Here is a 26,506-nt window from a genome sequence, read left to right as displayed (position 1 = left end):
TTTATACCCGAGATTGCAGGTTTTAATTTTGGATACGAACAACTACCACTTCATTTACTGATTACAAATTATGAACTTAAAGAGTTAGGTATTGATTCCAAATATTTTAACCTACACATTACAATTGATAACTTTGATAATGGACATGCTCAATTAGCTACAAATGCGATCAAATGTTTAGCCAAACGTTACCCAAATCAATCCGAATTTATTCGTAAATTAAAGATAGGCTTTTTATTGAATAATCGGGGAATTAGCTCAGTTCAAATAATAAAGAACCTAAATACTGAGCGAGTGGTTCTGGACATTTTCAAGAGCAAAGCTTTGGTTGGAAAGCACATGCATAATGAGAAATGCAAGTTTAAGAATAAGTCTGTAAATTCATGGCTATCAGAAGAAGATCAGGTTGAGGAATTCATTCTTGAGCTAATAAAAATAGGATGGATTAAGCTTAACGAAGATCCTGAACATAGCCGATTTTGGAAAATGATCAATGATGAAGATGGGAAAATGTTTGGAGTTTTCTCTGCTGCAGAAAAAGCTTTTATTTATGATTGGATTGCTGGTGCTAATTCAAGTAGACGCATTAACCCAGTAAATACAGAATATATAAAAAACTTTATAGAACTAAATGATTTTAGTTATTTGTCAGAAAAGGAATTATTGCTGTTACAGCAGCAAATTCAGATATCTACAAATACTGGACATAAAATTAGCAAATTGATGCCATATTTAGCTCCACATCAACATCACCAAGAGATTGGTTTATGGGCTACGCAAAAAGTAGTTGAATATATTTTCCCATTCTTAGGCAGTAATTTTAAATAAGAGTAGGCTAACTTATTAATTTATACAGAATAGATGTAGTCTATGACAAATAGATTGCATCTCGCTATTTTTTACACGTATGAAATGAAACACCTTTGATTCAAACGGACATTGCGAAGGCTTAGGGCTTTTTTGAAATTACTTACAAAGAAATAAAGAGTACGATCAAAGTCTAGCCCTACTCTTTATTTTACGATAATTTAAATAGCTTGCCATTGTTGCTTAACTTCTTCTGAATTTTTAATCAGAACTACTTTGTCATCTTTGACCTCACCAATCCATGCCGTTGGGATCAGATGATGCTGATCATTTTCATCACGCGTCAGTTTGAGTTGGCTATCACCTTCGAGATGATCAACTGTTCCGACTTTGGTACCACAAGAAGCAATTACATCTGAATGTTTTTTAATATCTTGAATATTTAAAGTACTCATTTCTTAAACCTCTTTTATAAACATTACAACACAGAAGCCTTTAAGCTACTGCTTATTTCCTCATAATTGTTGGATTTTAAATAATCCTTACATGATGATTTTATAGATTCACTTAAACCTACTATTTAGTTAACAATGAAACAAAAAGAAATAAATAGTTAAATAATTACGAATAATTATCTTTTCATTACAATTTATCTATTTAACTAAACAGATTATTTCAATTATTGTTTAAATAAACTCATTTGAATTAACATTTTAAGAATGAATAGAAAAATATTTATAAAAAGCTCAACTTTAGACATATTAAATCGCTTTGAGCAGTATTCAGCTGAAGAAAAGCTAACTCAACGTCCAATTGTGTTGAAACAGTTGATTCATTCTGTTGGACGATTGCCTGACCCTGCTTCGGGACAAACCTATCAACGCTGGCAAATTTTTGCCCAGATAGCTGGCTTTGACCTAAGTTTAGCAAAGCTTTTTGAGTCCCATTTTGATGCTTTAAGTATTTTGCATGAACTCGGTTATCAACATGAAATCAATGAGGAGACATGGGCTGTTTGGGCTGCCGATGGTGGACCCGTGCCGTTACAGGTCGAAAATGGGCTTTGTAATGGAATTAAGCCGTGGTGTTCAGGCGCTGAATTTATTCATAAAGCATTAATCAGTTTTAAAGATCAACAGGGGCAATCTCAGCTCTGCATTATTGACCTCAACCAATCCTTGATCACCATTGATCTGGCTCACTGGCAAGCTATAGGCATGAAGGGAACACAGACCGCAAGAGTCAATTTTCAAGAGATAGCAGTCAAACTCATTGGTCACCCCAATGACTACCTTGATCGGGTTGGTTTCTGGCATGGTGCTGCGGGTGTTGCAGCTTGCTGGTACGGTGCCGCGGTGCGGTTAGTGGATGAGCTACAACAAAGTTGCCTTAAAGCCCCTAATCCTTTTAAGAAAATGTATTTAGGGCGGTTGGTAACTCGACTTGCTGTAACCCGACAATATTTCCAATATATCGCGCAACTGATTGATAGCCAACCCAAGCTTAGCCATGAACGGGATGTACGGATCTTGCGTGCGCAGGCAGAACAAAGCTGTTTGGAGGTTATTGAAGGGGTAGGAAAAGCGCTTGGAGCACGGCCTTTTTGTGAACAAGCAACTTTTGCCAGCCTAATGGCTGATTTACCTGTATTTATTCGGCAAAGTCATGCGGCATTCGATGATGAGCAAATTGCTGAACGATGTTTACAGGAGCAAATATCATGGCAGCTCTAAAACATCCTTTAGTCGAAGATCGTATTATTGAAGGGCAAGGGACCTCCCGAGAACAATGGCTGCATGCATTTGAGCAGCAGCCGCTTTCTCTACTCAATTTTAAAAAATTTCAGTCTAAAAGAATCTTGATTGTTGCACCCCATCCAGATGATGAGATACTGGGGTGTGGCGGCTTGATGCAACAATTAATTATGTTGAATTGTCAGTTGGTGATCGTGGCCGTAAGTAATGGGACACAAAGCCATCCACATTCAACCAAATACAGCCCAGATCAATTAGATCAAATTCGCCCACAAGAAAGCTTGGCGGCCTTACAGCGTCTAGATATTTCTGAATATGTTCAACGTATTGCACTAAATTTACCAGATGGGCAGATTCATTTGCACAGGGAACATCTGTGGCAAGAATTAGACAAGTTGGTTAAAGCGGAAGATATTTTAATTTGTAGCTATGCACAGGATGGGCATCCAGATCATGAAGCGGTAGGAAAAACTGTACAGGCATTTGCTCTAGCTCATGACATGTCATATTTACACGTGCTGATCTGGGCTTGGCATTGGGCGCTACCACTAGATCCGCGTATCAACTGGCAAAAGGCTAGAGCTTACAACTTAACTCAGGCTCAATTAATCAAAAAACGTCGGGCCATCATGCAGTTTAAGAGTCAGATTGAAGCTGATGAAAGTACAGGCAATTCTGCGATTTTATCTCCAGCAATCATCGAACGTTTGTTAATGCCTTGGGAGGTTTATCTTTGTGAATGATTCTAGTCAATATTTCGAAGCCTTATATCATCACAATAACGACCCTTGGGGCTATGATTTACATTGGTATGAAGCTCGTAAAAGGCAGATTTGTTTGGCATTGCTTACTCAACAGCATTATTCATCAGTGTTGGAAATCGGCTGTTCCAATGGCCATTTAAGTGTACATTTAGCCAAACGCGCTGATCAGCTTTTATGTCTAGATTTTTCTGAACATGCTGTTCATTGGGCCTCTAAACGTTTAGAGAATTTGAAGCATGTGAGCGTTCAACACCAAAAAATTCCTGAATATTTTCCTGAACAGAAATTTGATCTGATTGTCATCAGTGAAGTGGCCTATTACTTATCACGCACTGAACTGCATGAACTGATCTATCAGCTCAAAAACAGTTTAACGCCACAAGGTGAAATCCTGTGTTGTCACTGGCGTCACGCTATTCAGGATTTTGAACTAGATGCTTCTCAAGTCCATCATCATTTAAAACAATCTTTGTTGTTCACTCATTATTTAAGTTTGAATGATCCAGATTTCATTATTGATATCTGGACGGTAAATCCTTCATCTTTGGCAAAACAACAGGGCTTAATATGAAAATAGGTATTGTTATCCCAGCCCATAATGAAGAACAGAATTTATCCGCTTGTTTGCAGTCAATTGAACAAGCTACACAGTATATAGGTCACGGTCAGGTCAAGATTCTAGTGGTTTTAGACAGTTGTACTGACCAGTCCCTCATGATTGTAAAGTCACATCAGATGAACTGGATTGAATGTAATTTTGCTTGTGTGGGCAAGGCCAGAGACCTTGGCATTAGGCAGCTAATCGATCAAGGTGTTACATGGGTTGCTTGCACGGATGCTGATACAATTGTAGATCCAGATTGGTTACTATGCCAAATGCGACATCAGCCAACAGATGCCATTTGTGGAATCGTTATACTGGATGATCTTAGCCACTTATCAATACAACAACAGCAAAAATATCTGACGCATTATCAGGACATGATGGATCATCAACATATACATGGGGCGAATTTAAGCTTTAGTGCCGAAGCCTATATTCAGGCAGGAGGCTTTGAACCTATTCCTTGTCATGAGGATGTCTCATTAATTGAAAAATTTATTAAGCAATGTTGCAAAATCACTTGGAGTAATTTGGTTCGGGTCACCACTAGCAGTCGATTAAATGGACGTGCACCTGAAGGTTTATCGTACTTTTTAAAACATTTATAAAATTGACCTAATCCGAGAGAGAAAGTTAATCCACAGCTTTAGCGGGTGACATATATTATTCAGCTTTATAAATGAGCTATTTAATTCTGTCATCCTTACAAAATTTAAGTAAATTCATATCTTTGCCTAATAAAATTGAAAAGCTAAGAGGAAAAAGTGTTAAAAATAAATGCTTTAATTTTATTTGAATAAATAATAATAAGTTGTTGATATATATAGATTTAATTTTTGTAAAAAATACTGTTTCTAGCTTGGTTTTGTGTATAATTTCGTCATAAAAGCCTCTGTGAATTTATAGAACTTCTCTATAGATTAGCAGGGGTTTTTCTATGGTGATTTATCCGAGATGGACGCTCTGAGTTAATTTGTGTGGATGGTATTAAATGATCCTTTTTTCCAGAACTGCTCTTATTGATCCTGAAATTCAATTAAGTGCTCAACGTCTTTCAACTCGTTTTAGCTTTTTCGGTCTGGGTTTCGCCACGGCTGCATGGGCGCCGCTGATTCCTTTTGCCCAGCAACGTTTGCATTTTAATCATGCCGATTTTGGTTTGTTGCTATTATGCGGCGGCTTAGGTGCAATGCTAGCTATGCCTGCAACAGGTAAAATTGTTCAGCGTATTGGTTGTCGTGTGCCGATCGGTTTCGCTTTACTTTTGCTTGCCGTTTTATTGCCAAGCCTAAGCTTATTGAACACGCCGTTAATGATGGCGATCACCTTATTCCTATTTGGTACAGCAGCAGGAAGTCTGGGCGTTGCTCTCAATATTCAGGCCGTAGTGGTTGAGAAAAATAGCTTAAAATCATTGATGTCTGGCTTTCATGGTATGGCGAGTCTAGGCGGATTAGCTGGGGTACTGACGATTACTGCATTGCTTGCTTTAAGTATTTCGTCTGTTATAAGCGCATTTGCTGTGAGTTTACTGTTGGTAATTATTGTTTTTCTTTCAGTGCCATACAACATAAAAGCTGTAGAAAACACCCTTCTTGAAGCGTCATCGAAAGTGAAAAAGTCGATACGACAGCGTCTGCCACAACCTTTGATTATATTAATTGGTATTGCCTGCTTCATCATTTTCATGACGGAAGGTGCGGCGATGGACTGGAGTGGTATTTATTTAACGCAACAATATGGAGTTAGTGCCGCTTTTGCGGGATTGGCGTATACCTTCTTCGCGATTGCCATGACCACAGGACGTTTTACGGGAGATTATCTGATCCGTTATTTTGGTGAAAAAAAGCTTTTAACCTATAGCGCGATTTGTGCAACTTTAGGTTTGGCTTTGGTCAGTATCGCGCCTCATTGGTGGCTGGTTTTAGTGGGTTATACATTGGTTGGGGCAGGTTGTTCTAACATCGTCCCGATCATGTTTTCCCGTGCTGGACGTCAGAAGATGATGGCAAGTGCAGTTGCATTGTCTTGTGTTTCGACTATGGCTTATACGGGTATTCTGGTTGGACCTGCTTTCATTGGAATGGTGAGTGAGCTGATTGGCCTAAGTACAGTGTTTATGGCACTATCTGGTCTATTATTATTGATTGTGACTTTAAATCGGTTTACTTATGTGAAATAAGCATCATAGTGAATTGAACTGGCAATATCTGGATACTGCCAGTTCCTTACAAATCGAAGTACTATAAATTTTGATAAATAGGGTTAACGTTACGCATTCCCAGGAATCTGAAATTTTGCATAGCGGTTTTGTTCTGTAAGTCGTTAAGAAATGCATTGCGCCAGTCATTAATATCAAAATCTTTTAAACCTTTCATTAGTTGTTTGTAGCGTGAAATACGTTCTTGTCGTGGCATTTCCAGTGCTGTTTTTAAAACATCGACCATTGCCGTTTTGTCGGTAGGATCAACCAGTAGTGCTTCTGACATATGCTCTGCAGCACCTGCATATTTGGATAGAATAAGTACACCAGGATTTGATGGATTTTGCGCGGCAATATATTCTTTCGCGACCAGATTCATCCCATCTCGTATTGAACTGATCCAGCACACATCCGCTTGACGATAGATTTGCATCAAATGATGATGTTTCATTGCATCATAAATACATTCCACGGGTTGCCAATCTTCCTGTGCAAATTCCTGATTAATCATCTCGATCTTAATCTTGAAACGCTCAAATAAACGTTGATAAGCTGGAACTTCCAAACGGCATGGGCAAGCAATTTGTAAATGTTGAATATGCTGCTGATACTCAGGATATTTCTCTAAGAACTCTGCATAGGACAAAAAACGTTCCAGTAAACCTTTTGAATAATCAATCCGATCTACGCCGATAATGGTTTTTGCAGCATTCAGCTCTACTGGGCGGGTAAGGAAGTCTTGTACATCAATAAACTGCTGGGCCGCTTTTTGAATCGCTGTTGGATTTACCCCAATTGGGTAGCATTTAATTATGGTTAAACGTTGATGGTAGCTTAACAACGTTTGTTGAATTTTCTGTGCTTTCAATAAAGATGTGCATACTTGCATACACACTTTTTGATCTTTATCTGTTTGTAGACCCACCACATCGTATTGGCATAGATCCTCAATCAATTGTTGAGCACATGGAATTTTTTGCCAGATAAATAAAGGTGCAAAAGGAATGTGCAGGAAAAATCCAATTTTATTCTGCATACCGAGTTCACGGCAATATTTCGCCACACTTAAAAAATGATAATCATGGACCCAAATGGTATCGTCTGGATCTGCAATTTCGGCAAGTTTTTGAGCGAATAAATAATTTACTTTTTGATATCCTTCGTATTCTGATGTTTTAAACTCGATCAGGTCTGAACGATAATGCATGGCAGGCCAAAGTGAATTGTTGGCAAACCCCGCATAATAATCTGAATATTGAGAATTTGTTAAAGGGCAGGTGACATAATCAACTTTATCCTTCCGAAGAATATTAAAATGTACTTCCTCTTGCTTATGAACTCGTTCGCCATTCCATCCGAGCCATACACCACCAATATCATCTAATGCATCTTGTATAGCGACTGCAAGCCCACCTGCTGTAGTTTTTTGCCCATTGGGAATACTGACTCGATTCGATAAAATAATTAATTTAGACATGTTTTCTCTCCATCTAAGTTGTTGTTACCCTTAACATTGTGGTCATAGTTTCGAATGTATTCTAAAAATAATTCCAAAAAATCATGTACTTGCTTTGTGTCTTTAAGCTGGTATTTGGCATGGGTAAGCCCTTGACCGACTTTGATTGAGATGCCATCTTCCACCTGATTCACAAAATAAAAACCATCTTCGTCCGTGACGTCATCGCCAATGAAAATTGGTGTGTAAACCTCATACTGGTTTAAATGAGCTAAAACTTCCTTGATTGCTAAGCCTTTATTGGCTTGAGCGGGTATTAATTCATAAACGAATTTCCCTTGAATTAATCTTAGGTTGGGGAATACCTTTTGACCTTCTAATATTATTTTTTTTGCTATATCTTCTAGCTCTGGAGCTTTCCTATAATGCAACGCAATTGATGATTTCTTGTTTTCAATCAGTAAACTTGGATAGGCGATACATGCTCGAGCTAAAATTTTGTAAATATGTGAAATTTCTAAGAAACTCTTTGGTGTACGTAATTCTTTTTCATTTCCTAGATATATTTCTAATCCATGCAATGCAGCAATTGGAAGATCAAGGGATTCAAATAATTTACGTGCAGAATCAATGTCTCGTCCTGTCACAGCTATAACAGGAATTTTATTTGAAATAATTTGTCTTAAAATATTTAAAGTCTTAGTCGGAATATAACTGTTAGTAGGATCTAATTGAAAATCAGATAAAGTTCCATCTATATCTAAGAATAGACAGGGCTTATTGTAATTTGAGTTAAGCTTATCTCTTAAAGAGTTCAAGTATTCTAATTGTGAAATTGATTTATCTATTATATTTCTCAATTTTAATATCTCATATTGCAATTATATTTTATTATAGGTTGATATTTTTTTTATAATACTTAAGTTGTCAATAAGCAAACACAAGCAGAACGTAATTTACATTATTAATGCTTATAATACATCGTAAACCTTTCTTACATGTTTAATAAGAATTCATTTTTTATATTTATTATGGCTTTGTTACACAAAGATGTATAAGTTGAAGTCGCTTTATTGCATAAATTTCTTCTTGAATATTTTTCAATAATATAAATTCCAAATGAAGAAGCCTGTACCTAAAATCTATCGTACAGTGAATAGGTCCACCAATAACCGAGCATTAATAAATCGAGGAAATATCTCGATTGGTTTTGATCTTACAACTTAATGGTAGACTCCTCCCAAAGGCAAACATGGTCGAAATTAAACTTATTCGAACACATTCATCCAATGTTGTTTAATGATCAAATCCTTATTTAATCTAATGTAGACCAAAAAAGTAAAATCAAATTTTCCCATATTATTAACTTATTGTTCCTTAAATGTCTCATTCAAAGCCTGTTGAACTGCATCTACACGTGTTTTACAGGCTCTGTATGCCACCATAGACTCTTCAACGATTTTCATTAAATTGTCGATGTCGGGCTCTTCCTGTGATTCCAATAGTTCAGCATTCTTTTTAAGGACTTCATAACCTTTCTTGAAAGAGAGTTCTTTTTTACTCATTCCTATATACCTTCGTTACATTTGCTTGAATGGTACCATCCAGTAATTCGACCTGGATGTTATCACCTGAGATTTGTTGAATAGAGCGAATAGCTTTTCCTTCACTACGAACAATTCCGTAGCCTTTAGCCATCACGTTTCTTGGATTCTGAATTAAGGTTTCACGCATCAGTGATTCGACTTGATTCGTTGCCAGTTTGATCTGTTGCTGGGCTAAGTAATGCAGGGTGCTTCGCAGCAAATCTACGCTTTTATTAGCTTCATTGATTTGCCCATGTGCAAGCGTCTTAATCACTCTCATGTATTGATCATTTTGACTTTGGTACGCCGTGATTTGATGTTGAGATAAGAGCTTTATGGTTTGGAATGAATCTAAGACGTCCTGCGTCCGTTCAGCGATAAGATTACGAATACCACCAATCACTTTACTTGGTGTATCAAATGAACGGTTTGCAACTTCATCTAGTATTGTGCGGTCTTTCTCGTGACCAATGCCGACCCAAATCGGAACAGTTCGTTGAGCCAACAATGCTGCCAGTTCGTAATCATTTAAATAGGCAAGGTCGTTCACAGCACCACCGCCGCGGATAATCACAATGAGATCAGGTGGGATATTGAAATCGGTAGCCCATTGTCTCAGACCATTACTTAGAGAAGTGATGATACTCTGTGCTGCCGTGTTCCCTTGAAATGTGGCTGAATAGTATTTGAAATGACATACACCAGATTTTTCTAAAGCATCAGCATCTTTTTTGAAGTCACCTAAACCTGCCGCATTCTCAGGAGCAATTACCAGGACATTCTGAATATCAAACGGAGTAGGAATGAGCTTATTTTTATTTAACAGACCTTCAGTGGTTAGTCTTTCTAATATTTGTTGATAACGCCGTGCAATGTCTCCAAGGGTATAGCTTGAATCAATATCTTCAACATTAACTGAAAAGCCATACTGTGGATCAAACTTGGCTCTGACTTTTACCAGGACATTTAAATCTTTTGAAAGCTCTACACCGCTTTCCCTTTCAAACTTAAGCACCATTTTCTGAGCTGTAAATTTCCAGATGGTTCCTTTACAACTCGCTATAACTTTGTCGGTACTTTCATCCTTTTCAGCTAACTCAAGATAGTAATGTCCGCCCTTAATATTTAGATTACGGATCTCAGCTTTCACCCATACAGGCTCATTGAAAGTAATTTGAATTACTTCCTGTACGGTTGATAGATAATCACTGAGAGAAAACTGAGGTTCAGACATTAGATCAATTATTTGAAGTGCTTAGATGAATAGTATTAAAGCAAAGCTAGAAGTGCAAATTGAGAATATGCTCACTTGACCCTGATCAAGGTATATGGCATATTTCTGCTATAGTGGACGTACATATGGAAATTCACTTAATTACCGTAAAAAGCTCATCATTTGATGGGCTTTTTTTGTTGCTAGATAATTTGGAATAAAATGTGAATGAGGTCTCAATATAAACCAAGTATATTAGTTGGTATTAAGTTCTCCATGATAGTTAATATCAGTTTATACCTGCACCTTCCCCAAGTTGCAGGTTTTTTTTCTTCATTTTTTATTCGATTAATGATTTAATTATTTTGTTGTAAATAAAAACAACGATTCCTTGTTTCGGCGCAAAAGACCAAGGGGAAAAGCCTTACAGAAATGTAGGGCTTTTTTAATAGGAGCTTAACTTAAATTGTATTGGTATAAATTTTAATTTTTTATCAGATGCTTAGTCGATAAAGTGCGTTCAAATAATTGCGCTTTTTTGTTGTGATATATTTTAATCATTACTTACAACAAGAAGAATAGAAATGAATATTTATATCGGTGGTGATTTAGATGGCAGGGTAATAGTGCTTGATAAACCATGTTTTAATGCTAAAAAAGTAAACAAGACAAAAGCAGCAAACTACATTAAGCAAATGTATGTCATACATGGTGACGTCTATTATTTTTGGCGTGATGCTGAGCTTAAATTATTGGAAGTTACTCAACGTATAGAGATCTTACTGGCAAAGACTAAGCGAAAATCTATTTAACTGTCCCTGATAGTAAGTTTTTTATTGTCTTTATCCGTAAAAGAAATTAGTTTAAATTGAACCAATTGTTAAAATAATTATGAGAACGGAAAAAATGAATAGAAAATTTGAACTACATGTGATTAGCCAGATCTATGACTTTTTAGTTGAAAGAGAGGCGTTTACCTCACTAAACCTTGATCGGAAAGTTACGGAGTTTTTTCGGGAAGTACATGTAGGGCGAGAAGAAGATTTTACAATTCTTGAATCAAATAAAATCTCAGGAAACTTTGGTGAAGTTTCCTATATCAATTTATTGAATGTCCCTAATTTCAACGATAAAGATAAATTTCTGAAATGGGCACATAAAGCTTTAAATTTATAAGTTGTAATAAATCAGTGTAATTTAATAGGAATTGTTTCATTGTTTAACAAATTCAATTACATAAATAATAATGTGGTTACATTATGAACAGTAATTCATCATAAGGCGGTTAGATAAATACAAATCACAGTGATATGTTTGAATCAAAAGTTCTACATGGATGGAATTAAAGATGAAATTCTTAACTTTGGTGAGCATAGGTGCGGTAGCAAGTTTCTGTTTATTTTTAAAGAGTCACACTACTGACAATTCATTTCATTCAAACTTCGATAAAGTTGTTCGAAATGCTGTCTTACAGGGATTCATATAAATATAGATGCCTAAGATATATAGCTTTTAAGTACTTAAAGGAGAAATAAGATGATCAGATTATTAATGTGTATATTTGGCCTTCATGGTGCTAGAGAGATTGATTACACCAATGACCAAAAAGAAATTTGTGTATGCCGAGAGTGCTTGAAGAAAGTCAAGAGTCCTTATGAATAGGTATAATTTCTTTTTATGAAAAGACTGCCTAAAAAATCTAAGCATATAACCTCAAATTGGACAACCGAGCAGGATATTTTCTTAATTGAAAATAGTGTTATGGCGATTGAGGAGCTTATCAATCATCTGCCTTTTACTGAAGATGAAATTATTAAGCGCAAAGAGGTACTAGGTCTCACTAGAAGACATAGACAGATGCGTAAATTTTTAAGCAATCCATCTTAAGAGAGTTCTAAGCCTCTATTTTTTTAAATGGATCAGACATAAAAGACCCTGTTCGATATCTATTATTCGCGGAGGTTTTTTCTCTCTTATGAAATGTTGTTATACAACTTTATACACTTAATCAACGTCACAGTTACTTTTATAAAACCTCTTACATGTCTATCCCTAGAATTTGTGATAATTGTTTGCATTTAGAGTCAAATGCATTCTTAATGACTAGAGCATTAAATAGAACAATAGAAGGAGATGGATATGACCTCGCAAGAAGTACTCGTATTTTCAGCCTCAGCATTTGGTCTCACATTACTCATTTATGAGTTTGGACAGATGTCCATGATGTTTAGTTAAACCACCTTCGGGTGGTTTTTTATTGCAAGATATAACTACATCACAATATGGATAGAATATGTAAACTGGTTAAATTTTAGTGTAATTATGAATTTACAATATTTACTGGAAGTTTCATTTACGTAACAAACGAGTAGTTAATTATTGATTATGTATTCACATAATAGTTTAGGTATGATTTATATAAAGGAAATTATCATGCCACAATATCTAGCTTTGGCTGAAAAAGTCATAAAAGACATTAAGGAAGAGGTTGGTATTGAAAGGGATCAAAAAGGCCTTTTCACATTGATAATCCTCAAAGTTAGAGAGTATACCCACTCAAGTAATTTAAAAGTTGATCATGAAATTTGTGCGACCATTTTTGATGATGAGAATAAAATTGAGGGTATTAAAAGGTTGGATTTAACCCTAATTCCTCGAATCTCAAATGAAGATGAGTTTCTGTTATGGTTAGCAGGTTTCATACAACATATTACTATTGATGAGAGTAAGAAAGACCAGATTCCTTTATCCATTGTTATGAAACAAAGTAAAAAATCCAGCAAACATACTTTGTTAGATGATGTTAATTATGAGTATGAAATTTATAAGTATTTCAGAGAGCCATCTAAGGAAAAAATTACTGATGAATAATAAGTTCTAATAATAAAATAGAACTCATAATAATTATTTCTAGATATTTTAACCACCTTAGGGTGGTTTTTTAATAAGCGTACCATGTGTAAGCAGACGACTACTTCCAGAAAAACAAAAAGCGGCCACCCAACTGCTATCAGGCTGTGCAGCATATTCGATTTCGACAAAGGTACATGTCCTAGTTTGTGTGCAGTGTGTGAATTGAGAAAAAGGAGGTAAAACTGATTTATTGAATGACCGCAATCCAGTCAACGTCACACTTTTCCCCATTTTTAAAAATTAACTGATTTGAGTATGAATATTTATCGTAAATCAAAATAGCTTCCTCTCCATAAATATATTCATAGCAATATTTAGTTTTAATAATTAGTTTTGCTTGGGTATCCATGTAGATGTTGCTATCGTCTCTTTTAATATAAACTTTATAGTATTCCGCATTCGCTAAGGTGGAAAATAGTGAGAGTGCGAAAGCCCCAGAGATTAAAAAGCTTTTCATATTTAGAGTTGTGTCCTAATTTTTTAAAGGATTATACATAAATCAATAAATTAGGGCCTAATTTTCTAATAACCTTAGCACCTTTCCACGTTGTTTTAATAAGGAGGAACTGGCAATCCCTCTAGTGTTAAACATTTTTGTTGTCAACCTAAACCTTTCTTTGACACCTTTCACAGCAAGCTGTAGCTTTTCATTTCGTTCTATCGATTCAACATTAGTAAGCAAGGCCAGGATGTATGCAGCCTTGTTCTCGATACATATTAAAATCACACAGCACTTTTTAAACTAAATTCCTTCTTGAAACAGATCATTCGAGTGCGATTTCCCATTAATGTATTGGGGTTCAAAGATGGTTTCGAAATGGATTAAACCAAATTGAGACTTGTGCCGAGCTTCTCTAAAACTGGGTTTCTCAGCAACCATCTCTGTCCAGGCATTATATGTGTACTTTCCAAAAATTTTTTCTTTTGCCCATTTGAGAATCATTCCAAAATCAACTGATATCTATTTGATCTTGACGTCATTGGAAAAGATCAAAGGTGAGGGGGAGTTCGGAAATATGTCTTTAGGGAATTCTAATTGATCTGGTTCAGGAAGGTCTAGCAAGAATGCGCGATTCTTTCTGATCGCTTCAAAGTTTGCGCACATGAGAGAAATATTCCGTAATATACAATTTTTTGATCGTTTACACCAAAGCCAGTATAAAACGCACTCCATCTTGAGACCGAGGGAGATATGTTAATTTTTTCTTTTTCGATTAGCTTTCCAAATAACTCCCAATCAATCACTAGAACCGATTTTACTTTCATTACTTATCTAGTGCATTAGGTAGTTAGTTGGGTGTTATATCTGATATTTTCATAATTCATGTGCTCCAGCTATCTACAATATTTGCCCAATCCTGAAGCATCTTTCTACGATCAGTCAAATATTTCGCATGGTTATATGAAGCGCGGGTCTTATTTACTTCGGCATGGGCTAGTTGTGTTTCAATCCAGTCAGTATTATAGCCAAGGCCATTTAATTCAGTTGAGGCTGTAGCCCTAAAGTCATGAGCTGTTACTTGATTTAAGCCAATATATGTAAGCATTTTGTTTAGAGTAGTTCTAGAGATCATGCAGTCTCTTTTTTGCGGGGAAGGGAATACATATTTTTGATCTTTAGTAAAAGCATATTGTTCATTCAAAATATTAAGTAATTGATTGGAAATGGGAACGATATGAACTCGATTTTTCTTCATTATTCGTTCTTGCTTTAATCGTCTAGAGGCTTTAGGAAATTTGATAATCTTCTCTTCAAAATCTACAAAACTCCATTCCATTTTTCTTATTTCAACAGTCCTGAGCATAGAGTAAAGCATTGCCAAACATGCATTCTTAACGGTTGTAGAACCTCCATAACTATCAATATTTTGTCGTAGTGCATTCTTCTCATGCTTTTCAAGTGGTCGAGCATGTTCTACCTCAGGGGATTCAATGGCCTCCCTTACCGCGTAGGTGGGATCGTTATCAGCGCGTAAAGTCACAATTGCATAGCGCATAACTAAACCAATGAATCTACGATTAAGGTTGGCAGCAGACTCACCAGTGCCATGCTTCCCTTGACTTAATACACGTTGAACAGTGTTCTTCATAATGGATAAGATATCTGCAGAGCTAACGTCATTGATTGGCTTATTGCCAATGGCTTTGTAGACATCCTTTTCCATAGAATTATTAAAACGGCCGATATAGTCCTCTGATTTGTACTTCATTCTCTCTTGAACATATTCTTGAGCAATGGCCTTAAATGTATTGTTAACAGCCAATTCTTTTTCAATTCTATCTTTTTTCTTTTCTTCAACAGGGTTCAAGCCTTTAGCAAGTTTAGCTTTAGCCTCGTCTTTAAGCTTACGAGCATCCTGAAGTGATACTGCAGGGTATTCGCCAAAACTAATAGTCCCTTCTTTTCCATGTAAGACAAATTTGAATCGCCAAATTTTTTTACCAGTCGGGCGCACTTCAATATATAAACGTTCAGCATCAAGTATTCGGTAAGATTTTTCTAGTGATTTTAAAGTTCTGACTTTTGCATCGGTGAGCATACGGGTATCTTGTTAATAGAAATATGTTACCCGTTAAGATACCCGTTTTTATTGAGGATTAAAATAGAATAAAAAAGACTAAAATAGAGTGTAAGTTTTGTTTTGTAAGGGTTTAAGTGGTTTTGATTAGATTGTAACGGATTGATACAGACTCATATTATCAGCATTATTCAGGATGACGATTTTCATAGTCAATAACTTCTGTAATTACATAAAATAAGAAATATCAAGATTTATTTAATAGAGAAATGTAGTTATTTCTCGTATAAATCTCAAAAACAGCGGAATTCGATTAAGCTATTATGCGATAAGAAGAGTGGAAAGTATTGTCTATCGGCAATTATTTTTTAAATTTGCCAATTATAATAAAAGGGAGCGCCTGCAAAATGGGTTATCAGAAGATCATCGTTCCTGTGGATGGTAGTAAAATTACCGTAAACGCAGATTTATCATTAAATGTTCCAAATCAACCGATTATTCCTTTTATTGAAGGCGATGGTATTGGTGTTGACATTACACCAGCCATGAAAACTGTAGTAGATGCTGCAGTACAAAAAGCATATGGTGGTAAACGCTCGATTGAGTGGATGGAAGTCTACTGCGGTGAAAAAGCCAATAAAATTTATGGCTCTTATATGCCAGAAGAAACTTTTGATGCGTTACGCGAGTTCGTGGTTTCAATTAAAGGCCCTTTAACCACACCTGTCGGTGGGGGCATTCGTTCTTTGAACGTGGCGCTACGCCAAGAATTAGATTTGTACGTATGTGTACGCCCTGTACGTTGGTTTGAAGGGGTACCATCACCTGTTCAGCACCCTGAACTGACCGATATGGTCATTTTCCGTGAAAATTCAGAAGATATTTATGCAGGAATCGAATGGAAAGCCGACTCTCCTGAAGCAAAGAAAGTGATTAAGTTCCTCAAAGAAGAAATGGGCGTGACTAAAATCCGCTTTGAAGATAACTGTGGTATCGGGATTAAGCCTGTATCGAAAGAGGGAACGCAGCGCCTTGTGCGTAAAGCGATTCAGTTTGCGATTGATAATGATAAGCCGAGTGTGACCTTGGTTCACAAAGGCAATATCATGAAATATACCGAAGGGGCGTTTAAAGAGTGGGGCTATGAACTTGCGATGGACCGTTTCGGTGGTGAGCTCATTGATGGCGGGCCATGGGTAAAAATTAAAAACCCAAAAAATGGTAAAGACATCATCATTAAAGATGTGATTGCCGATGCATTTTTGCAACAGATTTTAATGCGTCCTGCGGACTATTCAGTGATTGCGACTTTAAACCTGAATGGTGACTATATTTCTGATGCGCTGGCTGCTGAAGTCGGAGGGATTGGTATCGCGCCGGGTGCGAATATTGGTGGGGCGATTTCTGTTTATGAGGCCACGCACGGAACAGCGCCAAAATATGCCGGTCAAGATAAAGTCAACCCAGGCTCCATTATTCTTTCTGCTGAAATGATGCTACGGGATATGGGCTGGGTAGAGGCGGCAGATTTGATTATTAAAGGCATTTCAGGGGCAATCGAAGCGAAAACAGTCACTTATGATTTTGAGCGATTAATGCCGAATGCGACCTTATTGCGTTGTTCAGAGTTTGGTGAGGCCATTATTGCGAATATGGAATAAGCCTTAAGCTAAAAGATGATAGAAACCTGCACATGCTGCGGGTTTTCTTTTGTTGGCTTGAAAATAGCCGTGGAAATATGATTGCAATGTAAGGCTAGGTTAAGGGATCGGTGTTTTGAGTGAGTATAGGTAAGGCTGAAGAATAAGTGGGAGTTGATTCTTAACCATAATTTATATATGTAATTACATTGAATCACCTTGATACAGCTTATGACTTGGGTTTTCTCCCTATTACTGTAAGGTGGGACTTGTCAACTAAGGCAAATGATGAAAAAGGAGTAGTCTCATGGCTAATCAACAACAAAGTAATCAGCAACAACGTCAACAACAGCCGAATCAACCTCAAGAACAGCAAGATCAACAGCAACAACAGCAACAGCCGAACCAGCCACAAGAACAGCAAAATCCGCAAAAACAACCGAATCAAAAACAGCCGAACCCAGATCAGCAACAACGCTAGACGTATTGCTATTTCATGAACGAATGCCAAAGGTATTTCAAGGAAGTATCGATCAAATGGAGTTGAACCAAAGGAGGACCCTATGTCGAATAATGTTGTGAAAACATTAAAACAGAAGATCAAAGCACGTTTAAAAAAGATTTCTAAGCATCAGTCTAAGCTGAAAGCCTTAGAGAAAGAATTGAAGAAACGTAAGTAATTTATGTGATTTATTTGAAGCAAAGCCCTCATTTTATATGAGGGCTTTGTCGTTACATTTATAAGATATCTTTCAATATATGAAGCATTTAGTATGAAAAGGTAACTTTATCTTATTTGAATATCTAAAAATTAGCTGAGTAGTTGAATCATGTCTCGTTTAGTTCTGAGTGGAGCTATTTTAAGTACAAGTCTGCTGATGAGTGGATGTCAGCCACCTGTTTCGGGTGAAGCAGCAGGTCTGAGTTATCCATATTTATATTGGCAGTTATATAAGACACCTTTAGCAAAAAATTTAAATGTGCCTGTACAAGGTGTAAGCCATAAGCATATACAGGACACTTGGGGGGCTGCACGTGGTCAGGGACGAAAACATCAAGGTATTGATATCTTTGCTAAACGCGGAACACCTGTATTAAGCGCCACATCAGGCATTGTCTTGGATGTCGGCATCAATAGTTTAGGTGGACAAGTGGTGTGGGTAATGGGACCAAACTTAAGCCGTCACTACTATGCACATTTAGATGCTTATGCGCCTGATATTCAAACGGGTGATTGGGTTGAAGTGGGAGAAGTATTGGGCTATGTCGGGAACACGGGCAATGCCAAGAATACGCCACCACATTTGCACTATGGAATTTATAGGACTGGGAAAGGAGCTGTGAATCCTTATCCATATTTAACTTTAAATGCATTGAAATAACAGAGCTTTGATCTACAGCTATAAAAGTTTGAATGCGTTCATTGTATTGGTCATAGATGGTATATCAATTAGGCTCTTTTCTTATTCTTACACCTTACGTTTGTAATATTTAGGGGTAAGTTAAAAATATCACTACGTATTTAACATGGATGACCCTCTATAACGCGCCCGACTAACGCAAGTAGGTTATTTTTTTTGATTCTCTTCAATGCGAAGGCTTAAAAGGCCTCTTTTTTAGTTGTTGGATTGGAGGTGGATGTCCTACGAGTAAAATAAAATAGTTGCAGTGTTCCTAAACCGAGTACTCCCGCAGCAAGCATAAACTGAAAGTGATATGACCAACCCAAATGCTGCAAGGTACTAAAACTTAGGCCACCAACCAGCTGTACCGTTGCAAAGCTGAGTGTCGCCATACTCCACAGTTTTTTATAGGCCAAGCCGTAGAGTTGTAAGATGGTGTAGGAGGTGAGAAAGACCACCGCAGGGTTCAGTAGGCCTGTGAGAAATGAGGACATGAGCGTAAATACAGGCGAAAAACTCAGAACCGCAATAAAAACTGCCGCAATATAGACACTGTATAAAATCTTTAAAGCCAGAAAGTTGCCAAATTTACGCGCTAAAACATAAGCTGTCGCTGCACCCAAAGCGCTGCCTAAGCCATATAAAATCCAGTTAAAATTGATCCAATATAAATTTAGCGTTAACACATGGCTTAAATAATCAATCCAAAACAAAGAATGGGGAATATACGCAAAGGCACTACAGGCATAAACAATGAGTAAGCTATAGTAAATTTTATTCACTGTATATGTCTGGGGCTGGCTTGTAGGGATACTGTGCAGTTGCTTTTGGAAAGGGTGAACAAGTATCCATAATAACCATGTAATGACAAATGCAAAGCCACAGAGAATGAACCATGCATTACTGATTGCAATACGGTCTAAATACGGCATAAACAGCGTGGCTGCCAATACACCAATTCCTATTCCGCTAAATCCAATGAGATTAATTTTAAAACGGTGCTGTAACTCACTGCACTGCGCCACAATACTGGGCGATAGAATCATCAGCAAACCACCGCCGATACCTGAAATGATGCGCCACACCAAATACCAAACTTCGTTAAAATGCGCAAATGCACAGGCAAACAGGCTGATTGAACCAAAGAGCGCAGCAAAAATGATATAGATCGGCATTTTTACATTCTGTGGCAACTTCATCGCCCAAAATGCTCCGATTAGATAACCCAGCAGATTGGCGCTACCGAGTAGGCTGGCGAAATTGTGTGACCATTCATAGGCTTCGCGAGTGGACGGCAGTAGAGCGGTATAAGAAAAACGTAAGATGCCAATTCCCAAGCACATACTCAGGCAGAGAAAGAGACTCAGTTGTACGGTGCTTGAGAACGTCCTGTTCATCATAATTTGACTATTTGTTTAAAAAATACACTTGAACTATAAGATGAAATTTACAATAAAACAATCGGGTGATGTTCGCCTTTAGTCGAGCGGAGTAAAGGTGAAGTCAATTTACTCTGTGTCTTTAAGTGTATTGATATCCACCGCATTACCAATGGTATAAAAATGTCCGCCTGCAACATGGTGGATGCTTTTCCATTCATCTGCGGCTTCATGGTAGTACCAATGGCCATCTCTAAAAACCCGATCATCTGCATAAGCGGCAATGACTTTGCCAATAAACAAGTCATGTTGCTGTTGATTATGCGGTTCAGGAATGAGTTCACACAGAATCCAAGCGCTACAGCCTTCAACCACTGGAATTGGGCTGTAACCAAACTGAAAAAGTTCGACCCCACACTGACGTAATTTTTCAGGAGCATCATATTGACTGATCATGCCCAGTGCGTAGACCATTTTCAGCTGTTTAAGTGTAGGGACTTGCAGCGCAAACAAACCCGATTTTTCAATAATACTGCGGGTTTTTGTCGATTTATCGAGTACGACCGTCACTTTGGCTGGGCTAAACTCTAGGGCGCATGCCCAAGCCGCGGCCATGACATCGGTGCTTTCATCATCTTGACTGGAAACCAGCACGGTTGGGCCGTGGTTGAGTAGCCGATATGCTTTTTCTAAAGGGACGGGCAGAATGTGAGGATTAAGCAGAGATTGATTCATATAAAAGAACACTTTAACAGCCGTTTAAATGCTTTATACCACATTCTAAAACTGCCAATTCAGTCTAAATTTGTACATTCAGCGTGGAATATGGCGCAAAATAGTAAGCCCGTTTAAATTTTGATTTATAATTATGACAGCATCATTTAGGGAAACAATATGAATATCCCCTTAATCGTCAATGTCATCATTTTTATTGCATTGCTTTTTTTACTGGGCCGAACCCGTAAAACCGATTGGAGTTTAGCGAAGAAGGTACTGGCAGGTCTCTGTCTCGGTATTGTTTTTGGTCTCGCTTTACATGGGTTTTATGGTACGAATTCTCCTGTACTGCAAGAGTCGGTACAGTGGTTTAATTTGGTCGGTAAAGGCTATGTCAAACTACTACAAATGGTGGTGATGCCTTTGGTATTTGTTTCGATTTTAGGCGCTGTGATTAAGCTGCACGATGCGGGTTCATTGGGTAAAATTAGTTTTATCAGTATTGGGACTTTGTTATTTACCACAGCGATTGCTGCGTTTGTCGGTGTGGTGGTGACCAATCTGTTTGGCTTAACTGCGGCAGGTTTGGTACAAGGGACACAAGAAACTGAACGTTTAAATACGATTCAAACTGACTATGTCGGGCAAGTCGCTGACTTGCAAGTGCCTGATTTATTTCTGTCATTTATTCCGAGCAATCCTTTTGCCGAGCTGACAGGGGCACATCCAACCTCAATTATTAGTGTAGTCATTTTTGCAGTGTTTTTAGGCATTGCAGGCTTGAACCTCATGAAAGCGGATGCTGATAAAGGGCAAAAACTGTTGTCTGCAATTGACATCTTGCAAGCGTGGGTCATGAAGTTGGTGCGTCTAATTATGATGCTCACGCCTTATGGTGTGTTCGCACTCATGACCAATATTGTGGCCAACTCTAAAATGGCGGACATCTTAAACTTAGGTGGCTTCTTGGTTGCGTCTTATATTGGCTTGGCGATTATGTTTATCGTGCACGCCGTGATTTTGGCGCTCACAGGCGTGAACCCAATTCAGTTCTTTAAAAAGGTTTGGCCTGTGCTGACCTTTGCATTTACCAGCCGTTCAAGTGCTGCCAGTATCCCTTTAAATATTGAAGCGCAAACACGACGTCTGGGCGTACCTGAATCGATTGCCAGCTTTTCAGCATCATTTGGTACGACCATTGGGCAAAACGGCTGTGCAGGGCTTTATCCTGCGATGCTGGCCGTTATGGTTGCACCGACAGTGGGTATTAATCCGCTCGATCCACTTTGGATTTTGACTTTGGTTTGTGTCGTGACCTTGAGCTCGATTGGGGTGGCGGGTGTAGGTGGTGGAGCAACATTTGCAGCACTAATTGTCCTACCGATGCTGGGCTTGCCTGTGACTTTGGTTGCACTGCTTATTTCAATTGAGCCTTTAATTGATATGGGGCGTACGGCTTTGAATGTGAATGGTTCTATGACAGCAGGTGTTGTGACCAGCCAAGTCTTAGGTCAAACGGATAAGCGTATTTTTGAGCAAGACAATGTGGACTTAAAAGAAGTCTAAGCTGAGAAATATATAGCTTATGAACTGAAAAGAAGCCTATCTTCATGATTAGGCTTCTTTTTATTGGGCGTGTATCCATAAATGACTAAAAACTGTATCTACTTTTTTACTCAGTTTTTTGCAAAATAAAGCTTCAATTTAGGAGAAAAACGATGAAAATGTATCAAGTCGATGCCTTTACAACTGAATTATTCAAAGGTAATCCTGCCGCTGTGATTGTGCGTGATGAATGGTTAGCAGTAGATTTGATGCAGAATATTGCCTTGGAAAACAATTTGGCAGAAACGGCTTTTGTGAAAGTCATTGATGCTGAAAACTATGAAATTCGTTGGTTCACCCCCCAGGTTGAAGTGGACTTTTGTGGGCACGCGACTTTAGCCAGTAGTTTCGTCCTGTTTCGCGATTATACCGATGCTAAACGTATCCAGTTTTATGTGAAAGACTTGGGTGTTTTTATCATTGATCAAGATGTTGACGGCAAGATTCATATGAATTTTCCAATTCGTGCACCGCAAAAATTAGAAGACTATCCTGCGGAAATTCATGAACTGGTCGATTGTGAAATTAAAGAAGTCTATTTAAACCCTCAGGCTTATATTTTAGTCTGTGAGTCTGAGCAGGCCGTTAAGGATGCCAAACCGAATTTAGATAAAATTCGTCAACTGGCAGAAAAGCATAAAGTCAGTACTGCGATTACTGCTGAAAACTTGGATGTTACATTGACCTCAACGTCTCAAGACTATGACTATATCGCGCGTTATTTCGCACCGCATAAAGGCATCAATGAAGACCCTGTGACAGGCTCCATGCATACAGGTCTTGCACCACAGTGGGCGGAGAAGTTGGGTAAAACCTCATTGATTGCCTATCAGGCATCGAGCCGTGGTGGATTACTGTACTGTGATATTCAGTCTGAAACGCGAATCCAAATCTCAGGCTATGCCAAGTTATATATGACGGCTGAACTTTACTTAGATTAAGTTGTAATTCTCTTAAATTAAAACTACTGGTGAAAAATAAGCATTGATTAAAATGCTATTTTTCACCAAATTACTATAAAAATAATTTCACTTTCCTCTATGATGTTGAGAATCATTCATATTTTGTCGAATTATTTGGAAAAATAATGTTAATGCGTTTTAAAACATTGAGTTTGTCGGTATTGCTACTTGGCTTTGGGGGCACAGTATGGGCACAACCCGTATTGGTAAAATCGGAACAGAAAATTGAAGAATATAAATTAGATAACGGTTTACGTATTATTCTTGCGCCAAACGATAAAGAAAATAAAGTGTATATGAATATGGTCTATTTGACTGGTTCATTGAACGATCCCAAAGGTAAGGGCGGTTTGGCGCACCTACTGGAACATTTAGCGTTCAAGGGAACTAAAAATGTTCCAGGGGACGAGTTTCAGCGCCGTTTAGATCAGTACGGTTTAATGAATAATGCCAGCACGGACTATTATTCAACCAAATATATTAATGTGGTTCGTCCTGAACAAAATGCGATTAATGAGCTGATTCATCTTGAAGCTGAGCGTATGGACGGCTTGGTGCTCCAAGAAAAATATGTACCGTCTGAAATCGCGATTGTAAAGCGCGAGCGTGAAGTCCGTATGGATCAGCCTTTTTCGGTACTCATGGATCAGATGTGGAAGTCTGCTTATGGTAATCAATATTTAGGGCGTTTACCGATTGGTGATCTAAATGAGTTACAGTCAATCAAAATGGCTGAACTGAATAAGTTTTATCGTGACTGGTATGCACCGAATAATGCGGTATTTGTCATTTCAGGTAAGTTTGACCAAGCAGCTGTACTGAAGCAGATTGATGAAAAGTTTAGTGCGATTAAAACGCGCGCTGTGCCTGCGAAAGTTAAAGTGCCTGTCTTAGATGCCAGTAAGATTAAAGATCGCCAGTTTGTGGTGAAAAAAGGCAGTAATTTCGCCAAATATAATATCTACCTGAATGGTAAAAACGAGAACATTAAGACTGCGCTGGCGGTGTCACCGTATTTATACACCATGCAACCCAGTGGACATTTGTACCAAAGCATTGTAGAAACGGGAACGGCGACAGCTGTTCAGTCGACCACATGGTTAGACCAAGATTTTAATATGGTGTTTATGGGCGCAGTTTATGCACCCAACCATGATGTGAAAAAAGTCGAGTCGGCTTTGGTTGCTGGAGTAGAAAAGACACCAAGCTTCAACGAGATTGAGCTCAACCGTGTGAAGAGCATGATTAAAAATGCCCAAGAAAGCATGTTCAGCAGCGCAACGGCAGTCGGTGGTATGCTCAGTGACTACGTGGTTTCTGCCAATGGTGATTGGACACAATACTTTAAAGATCAGCAACAGTTACAACAGCTCAGCGTTACTGATGTGAACCAACGTTTAGATGACTTTTTAGTACCCGAGCATCGTATTTCAGGCACTATTTTACCGACCCCAGAAGATCAGAAAAAAGCACTTGAACAAGCGGCAGCAGCGACCCCAGCAAAAACTTTAGACCAACAAGCCGTGGCTGAAGAACCATTGAAAGATGTCAGTGCGTATAAGGCAGAAGTGGCTGGATATGTAAAAAGTTCAAAGCAGTATTTAGAAAGTGCTGAAAAACAAATTCAGCGTGGTAAGTTAAAAAATGGCATGCAATATGCGCTGTACCCAAGTACCACGCGTGATGATAAGACTTATGCCACCATTTCGATTGATTTTGGTACTGCAGAAAGTTTGTTTAATAAAGCAGAGTTGTTAGATCTTACCTCTTATTTATTGCTCAGAGCGTCAACTCAATATAGTTTGCAAGATATTGCCGATCACTCGATCGATGCTGGTGGTGGTGCAAGTGCAGCAAGTAATGGTAACGGCATCAATATTTCAATCGTGGCGAAGAAAGAAAAGTTTGATGAATTTTTTAACTTCGTGATCGATGTACTTAAAAATCCAACTTTTGAACAAAGCCAGTTTGATTTGATTAGGTCACAAAGCTTAGCAAGTCTAGATCGACCGTATACTGAGCCTGAAACTGTAGCGGCTTTAACCATTGCTCGGTTACTTGAAACTTATCCAATTGGGGATATTCGACATCACTTCGAGCCTGAATATGTCAAGAAGCAGTATCAGGCCGCAACACAAGCTCAGGTTAAACAGCTGTATCAGCAGTTTTTTGCGATGAATCATGCACAAATTTCGGTAACGGGCGTGATTGATACGAAAAAGATGAAAAAGACTTTAAATCAGGCTTTTGCAAACTGGAATTCGGCAGCGCCTTATCAGCGAATTACTTCTGACTTTACTGCATATAAAGCGCAGCGTGTACATGCACTGTCAGAGCAGCGTGAGTTTGGTAGCTATCAGAGCATTATGACGTTCCCCGTGGGCACATACCACCCAGATGCGCCTGCTTTACAGGTACTCGAGCACATTTTAGGTGAGTCGCAATTATCTTCTCGTTTGGCGCAAGAGCTACGTGAAAAGAATGCCTTGGTCTATGGTTTCGGCAGTAGCATTTCGTTGGATGACTGGACGGAGTCAGGAGCGCTAACGATTGATGCAAACTATAGCGCAGGCAAATCGGCTCAAGTGTCTCAGGCGGTGTATAAAGTGTTGAATGAGTTACTGGTAAAAGGCGTTACTGAACAGGAAGTGGAAGCTGCTAAGGCTGATATTTTGAAAAAGCGTGTGACTGCACTTGAAGATAGTCGCAATATCCATCGTATGTTGATTCCTCAAATGAAGCGTAATCGTACTTTATTGGATCGTGAGCAGCGTGATTTAGCATTGGCCAAAATCAGTAAAGCCGATGTTGATGCGGTGATTCAGAAGTATATTAAGCTGGATCAGTTGGTTGAAGTGATGGCTGACCAATATGGCAAAGCGCAGCCAGCGTTGAAAAAGTAAAGATTTTAGTTCCCACCTAAAAAAAACCCCTCAAAATTGAGGGGTTCTTTGTTATAAGTCTTATGAATCAGCTTTCTT

25 protein-coding genes and 1 pseudogene are annotated in these 26,506 nt (G+C 38.2%); 17 read left to right on the top strand and 9 right to left on the bottom strand.

Annotated features, from left to right (window positions below; genetic code table 11):
* Positions 1-828: iron-containing redox enzyme family protein (locus tag F946_RS16855; RefSeq protein WP_004985009.1), on the top strand; the 828-nt coding region annotated here is incomplete at its 5' end.
* A gap of 200 nt (positions 829-1,028) precedes the next feature.
* On the opposite strand, the gene F946_RS16850 is transcribed toward F946_RS16855, so the two are convergent.
* On the bottom strand, positions 1,029-1,262 hold the full coding sequence (locus F946_RS16850; RefSeq protein WP_004772208.1) for a DUF2171 domain-containing protein: 234 nt from the start codon (positions 1,260-1,262) through the stop codon (positions 1,029-1,031).
* 264 nt (positions 1,263-1,526) lie between these two features.
* On the opposite strand from F946_RS16850, the gene F946_RS16845 reads away from it, so the two are divergent.
* The 5 genes from F946_RS16845 to F946_RS16825 all read left to right on the top strand — a co-directional run bounded on the left by F946_RS16845 (position 1,527) and on the right by F946_RS16825 (position 6,111).
* Positions 1,527-2,540, top strand: coding sequence for an acyl-CoA/acyl-ACP dehydrogenase (locus tag F946_RS16845; protein ID WP_004985006.1), 1,014 nt, complete (start codon positions 1,527-1,529; stop codon positions 2,538-2,540).
* Positions 2,528-3,304, top strand: coding sequence for a PIG-L deacetylase family protein (locus F946_RS16840; RefSeq protein WP_004985005.1), 777 nt, complete (start codon positions 2,528-2,530; stop codon positions 3,302-3,304). The genes F946_RS16845 and F946_RS16840 overlap by 13 nt, the downstream gene beginning before the upstream one ends.
* Positions 3,297-3,896, top strand: coding sequence for a class I SAM-dependent methyltransferase (locus F946_RS16835; protein ID WP_004985003.1), 600 nt, complete (start codon positions 3,297-3,299; stop codon positions 3,894-3,896). Before F946_RS16840 ends, F946_RS16835 begins: the two co-directional genes overlap by 8 nt.
* Positions 3,893-4,537 carry a glycosyltransferase family 2 protein gene (locus F946_RS16830; protein ID WP_004985002.1) on the top strand — a complete coding sequence of 215 codons (645 nt, stop codon included), beginning with the start codon at positions 3,893-3,895 and terminating at the stop codon, positions 4,535-4,537. The genes F946_RS16835 and F946_RS16830 overlap by 4 nt, the downstream gene beginning before the upstream one ends.
* Before the next feature lie 383 nt (positions 4,538-4,920).
* Complete coding sequence (locus F946_RS16825) at positions 4,921-6,111, top strand: MFS transporter (protein WP_004985001.1); 1,191 nt, start codon at positions 4,921-4,923, stop codon at positions 6,109-6,111.
* 61 nt (positions 6,112-6,172) lie between these two features.
* Here F946_RS16825 and F946_RS16820 read toward each other — a convergent pair whose 3' ends face one another.
* The gene (locus F946_RS16820) at positions 6,173-7,609 is read right to left on the bottom strand and encodes a trehalose-6-phosphate synthase (protein ID WP_004984999.1); all 1,437 of its coding nucleotides are present in this window, start codon (positions 7,607-7,609) and stop codon (positions 6,173-6,175) included.
* Positions 7,597-8,448 (bottom strand): trehalose-phosphatase, encoded by an 852-nt coding sequence (otsB, locus tag F946_RS16815; protein WP_004984990.1) that lies wholly within the window; start codon positions 8,446-8,448, stop codon positions 7,597-7,599. The genes F946_RS16820 and otsB overlap by 13 nt, the downstream gene beginning before the upstream one ends.
* A gap of 259 nt (positions 8,449-8,707) precedes the next feature.
* On the opposite strand from otsB, the pseudogene F946_RS17140 reads away from it, so the two are divergent.
* Positions 8,708-8,851, top strand: a pseudogene (locus F946_RS17140) (IS5/IS1182 family transposase); the annotation flags it as partial.
* Between the two features lie 104 nt (positions 8,852-8,955).
* Here the strand turns inward: F946_RS17140 and xseB are convergent.
* Positions 8,956-9,153, bottom strand: a complete 198-nt coding sequence (gene xseB, locus F946_RS16810; protein WP_004984989.1) for an exodeoxyribonuclease VII small subunit — start codon at positions 9,151-9,153, stop codon at positions 8,956-8,958.
* On the bottom strand, positions 9,146-10,408 hold the full coding sequence (gene xseA, locus F946_RS16805) for an exodeoxyribonuclease VII large subunit (protein ID WP_004984987.1): 1,263 nt from the start codon (positions 10,406-10,408) through the stop codon (positions 9,146-9,148). Before xseA ends, xseB begins: the two co-directional genes overlap by 8 nt.
* 563 nt (positions 10,409-10,971) lie before the next feature.
* Between xseA and F946_RS16800 the strand changes: the two genes are divergently transcribed.
* The 4 genes from F946_RS16800 (at position 10,972) to F946_RS16785 (ending at position 13,258) form a co-directional block, all read left to right on the top strand.
* Positions 10,972-11,199 (top strand): hypothetical protein, encoded by a 228-nt coding sequence (locus F946_RS16800; RefSeq protein WP_004984985.1) that lies wholly within the window; start codon positions 10,972-10,974, stop codon positions 11,197-11,199.
* Between the two features lie 94 nt (positions 11,200-11,293).
* Positions 11,294-11,563: a hypothetical protein gene (locus F946_RS16795; protein ID WP_004984984.1), complete on the top strand. Its 270-nt coding sequence runs from the start codon at positions 11,294-11,296 to the stop codon at positions 11,561-11,563.
* Between the two features lie 501 nt (positions 11,564-12,064).
* Complete coding sequence (locus F946_RS16790) at positions 12,065-12,274, top strand: hypothetical protein (RefSeq protein ID WP_004984983.1); 210 nt, start codon at positions 12,065-12,067, stop codon at positions 12,272-12,274.
* A 546-nt stretch (positions 12,275-12,820) separates the two neighbouring features.
* Complete coding sequence (locus F946_RS16785; protein WP_004984981.1) at positions 12,821-13,258, top strand: hypothetical protein; 438 nt, start codon at positions 12,821-12,823, stop codon at positions 13,256-13,258.
* A gap of 229 nt (positions 13,259-13,487) precedes the next feature.
* Here F946_RS16785 and F946_RS17335 read toward each other — a convergent pair whose 3' ends face one another.
* Both F946_RS17335 and F946_RS16765 read right to left on the bottom strand, forming a co-directional pair.
* Positions 13,488-13,649: a hypothetical protein gene (locus tag F946_RS17335; RefSeq protein WP_212749328.1), complete on the bottom strand. Its 162-nt coding sequence runs from the start codon at positions 13,647-13,649 to the stop codon at positions 13,488-13,490.
* Between the two features lie 973 nt (positions 13,650-14,622).
* Positions 14,623-15,840, bottom strand: a complete 1,218-nt coding sequence (locus F946_RS16765) for a tyrosine-type recombinase/integrase (RefSeq protein WP_004984978.1) — start codon at positions 15,838-15,840, stop codon at positions 14,623-14,625.
* Positions 15,841-16,226: 386 nt separating this feature from the next.
* On the opposite strand from F946_RS16765, the gene icd reads away from it, so the two are divergent.
* The 3 genes from icd to F946_RS16755 all read left to right on the top strand — a co-directional run bounded on the left by icd (position 16,227) and on the right by F946_RS16755 (position 18,841).
* Entirely contained in the window at positions 16,227-17,480 is a 1,254-nt protein-coding gene (gene icd / locus F946_RS16760) for an NADP-dependent isocitrate dehydrogenase (protein ID WP_004984977.1), read from the top strand.
* 286 nt (positions 17,481-17,766) lie between these two features.
* Complete coding sequence (locus F946_RS17320; protein WP_004984976.1) at positions 17,767-17,940, top strand: hypothetical protein; 174 nt, start codon at positions 17,767-17,769, stop codon at positions 17,938-17,940.
* A 349-nt stretch (positions 17,941-18,289) separates the two neighbouring features.
* Positions 18,290-18,841: a M23 family metallopeptidase gene (locus F946_RS16755; RefSeq protein ID WP_004984972.1), complete on the top strand. Its 552-nt coding sequence runs from the start codon at positions 18,290-18,292 to the stop codon at positions 18,839-18,841.
* A 218-nt stretch (positions 18,842-19,059) separates the two neighbouring features.
* On the opposite strand, the gene F946_RS16750 is transcribed toward F946_RS16755, so the two are convergent.
* Both F946_RS16750 and F946_RS16745 read right to left on the bottom strand, forming a co-directional pair.
* Positions 19,060-20,262, bottom strand: a complete 1,203-nt coding sequence (locus F946_RS16750) for a YbfB/YjiJ family MFS transporter (protein ID WP_004984970.1) — start codon at positions 20,260-20,262, stop codon at positions 19,060-19,062.
* Positions 20,263-20,370: 108 nt separating this feature from the next.
* Positions 20,371-20,976: a flavin reductase family protein gene (locus tag F946_RS16745; protein WP_004984968.1), complete on the bottom strand. Its 606-nt coding sequence runs from the start codon at positions 20,974-20,976 to the stop codon at positions 20,371-20,373.
* A 159-nt stretch (positions 20,977-21,135) separates the two neighbouring features.
* Between F946_RS16745 and F946_RS16740 the strand changes: the two genes are divergently transcribed.
* From F946_RS16740 to F946_RS16730, 3 genes are all read left to right on the top strand, one after another.
* The gene (locus F946_RS16740) at positions 21,136-22,524 is read left to right on the top strand and encodes an L-cystine transporter (protein WP_004984966.1); all 1,389 of its coding nucleotides are present in this window, start codon (positions 21,136-21,138) and stop codon (positions 22,522-22,524) included.
* Positions 22,525-22,676: 152 nt separating this feature from the next.
* Complete coding sequence (locus F946_RS16735) at positions 22,677-23,504, top strand: PhzF family phenazine biosynthesis protein (RefSeq protein WP_004984964.1); 828 nt, start codon at positions 22,677-22,679, stop codon at positions 23,502-23,504.
* A gap of 146 nt (positions 23,505-23,650) precedes the next feature.
* Positions 23,651-26,428, top strand: a complete 2,778-nt coding sequence (locus F946_RS16730; RefSeq protein ID WP_004984962.1) for a M16 family metallopeptidase — start codon at positions 23,651-23,653, stop codon at positions 26,426-26,428.
* The last annotated feature ends 78 nt before the right edge of the window (positions 26,429-26,506 follow it).

The sequence above is a fragment of the Acinetobacter johnsonii ANC 3681 genome (assembly GCF_000368805.1).
GTDB classification, from domain to species: Bacteria; Pseudomonadota; Gammaproteobacteria; order Pseudomonadales; family Moraxellaceae; genus Acinetobacter; species Acinetobacter johnsonii.
The sequence above is the reverse complement of the archived record's forward strand: the minus strand, read 5'-3'. Positions and strand labels throughout refer to the sequence as shown.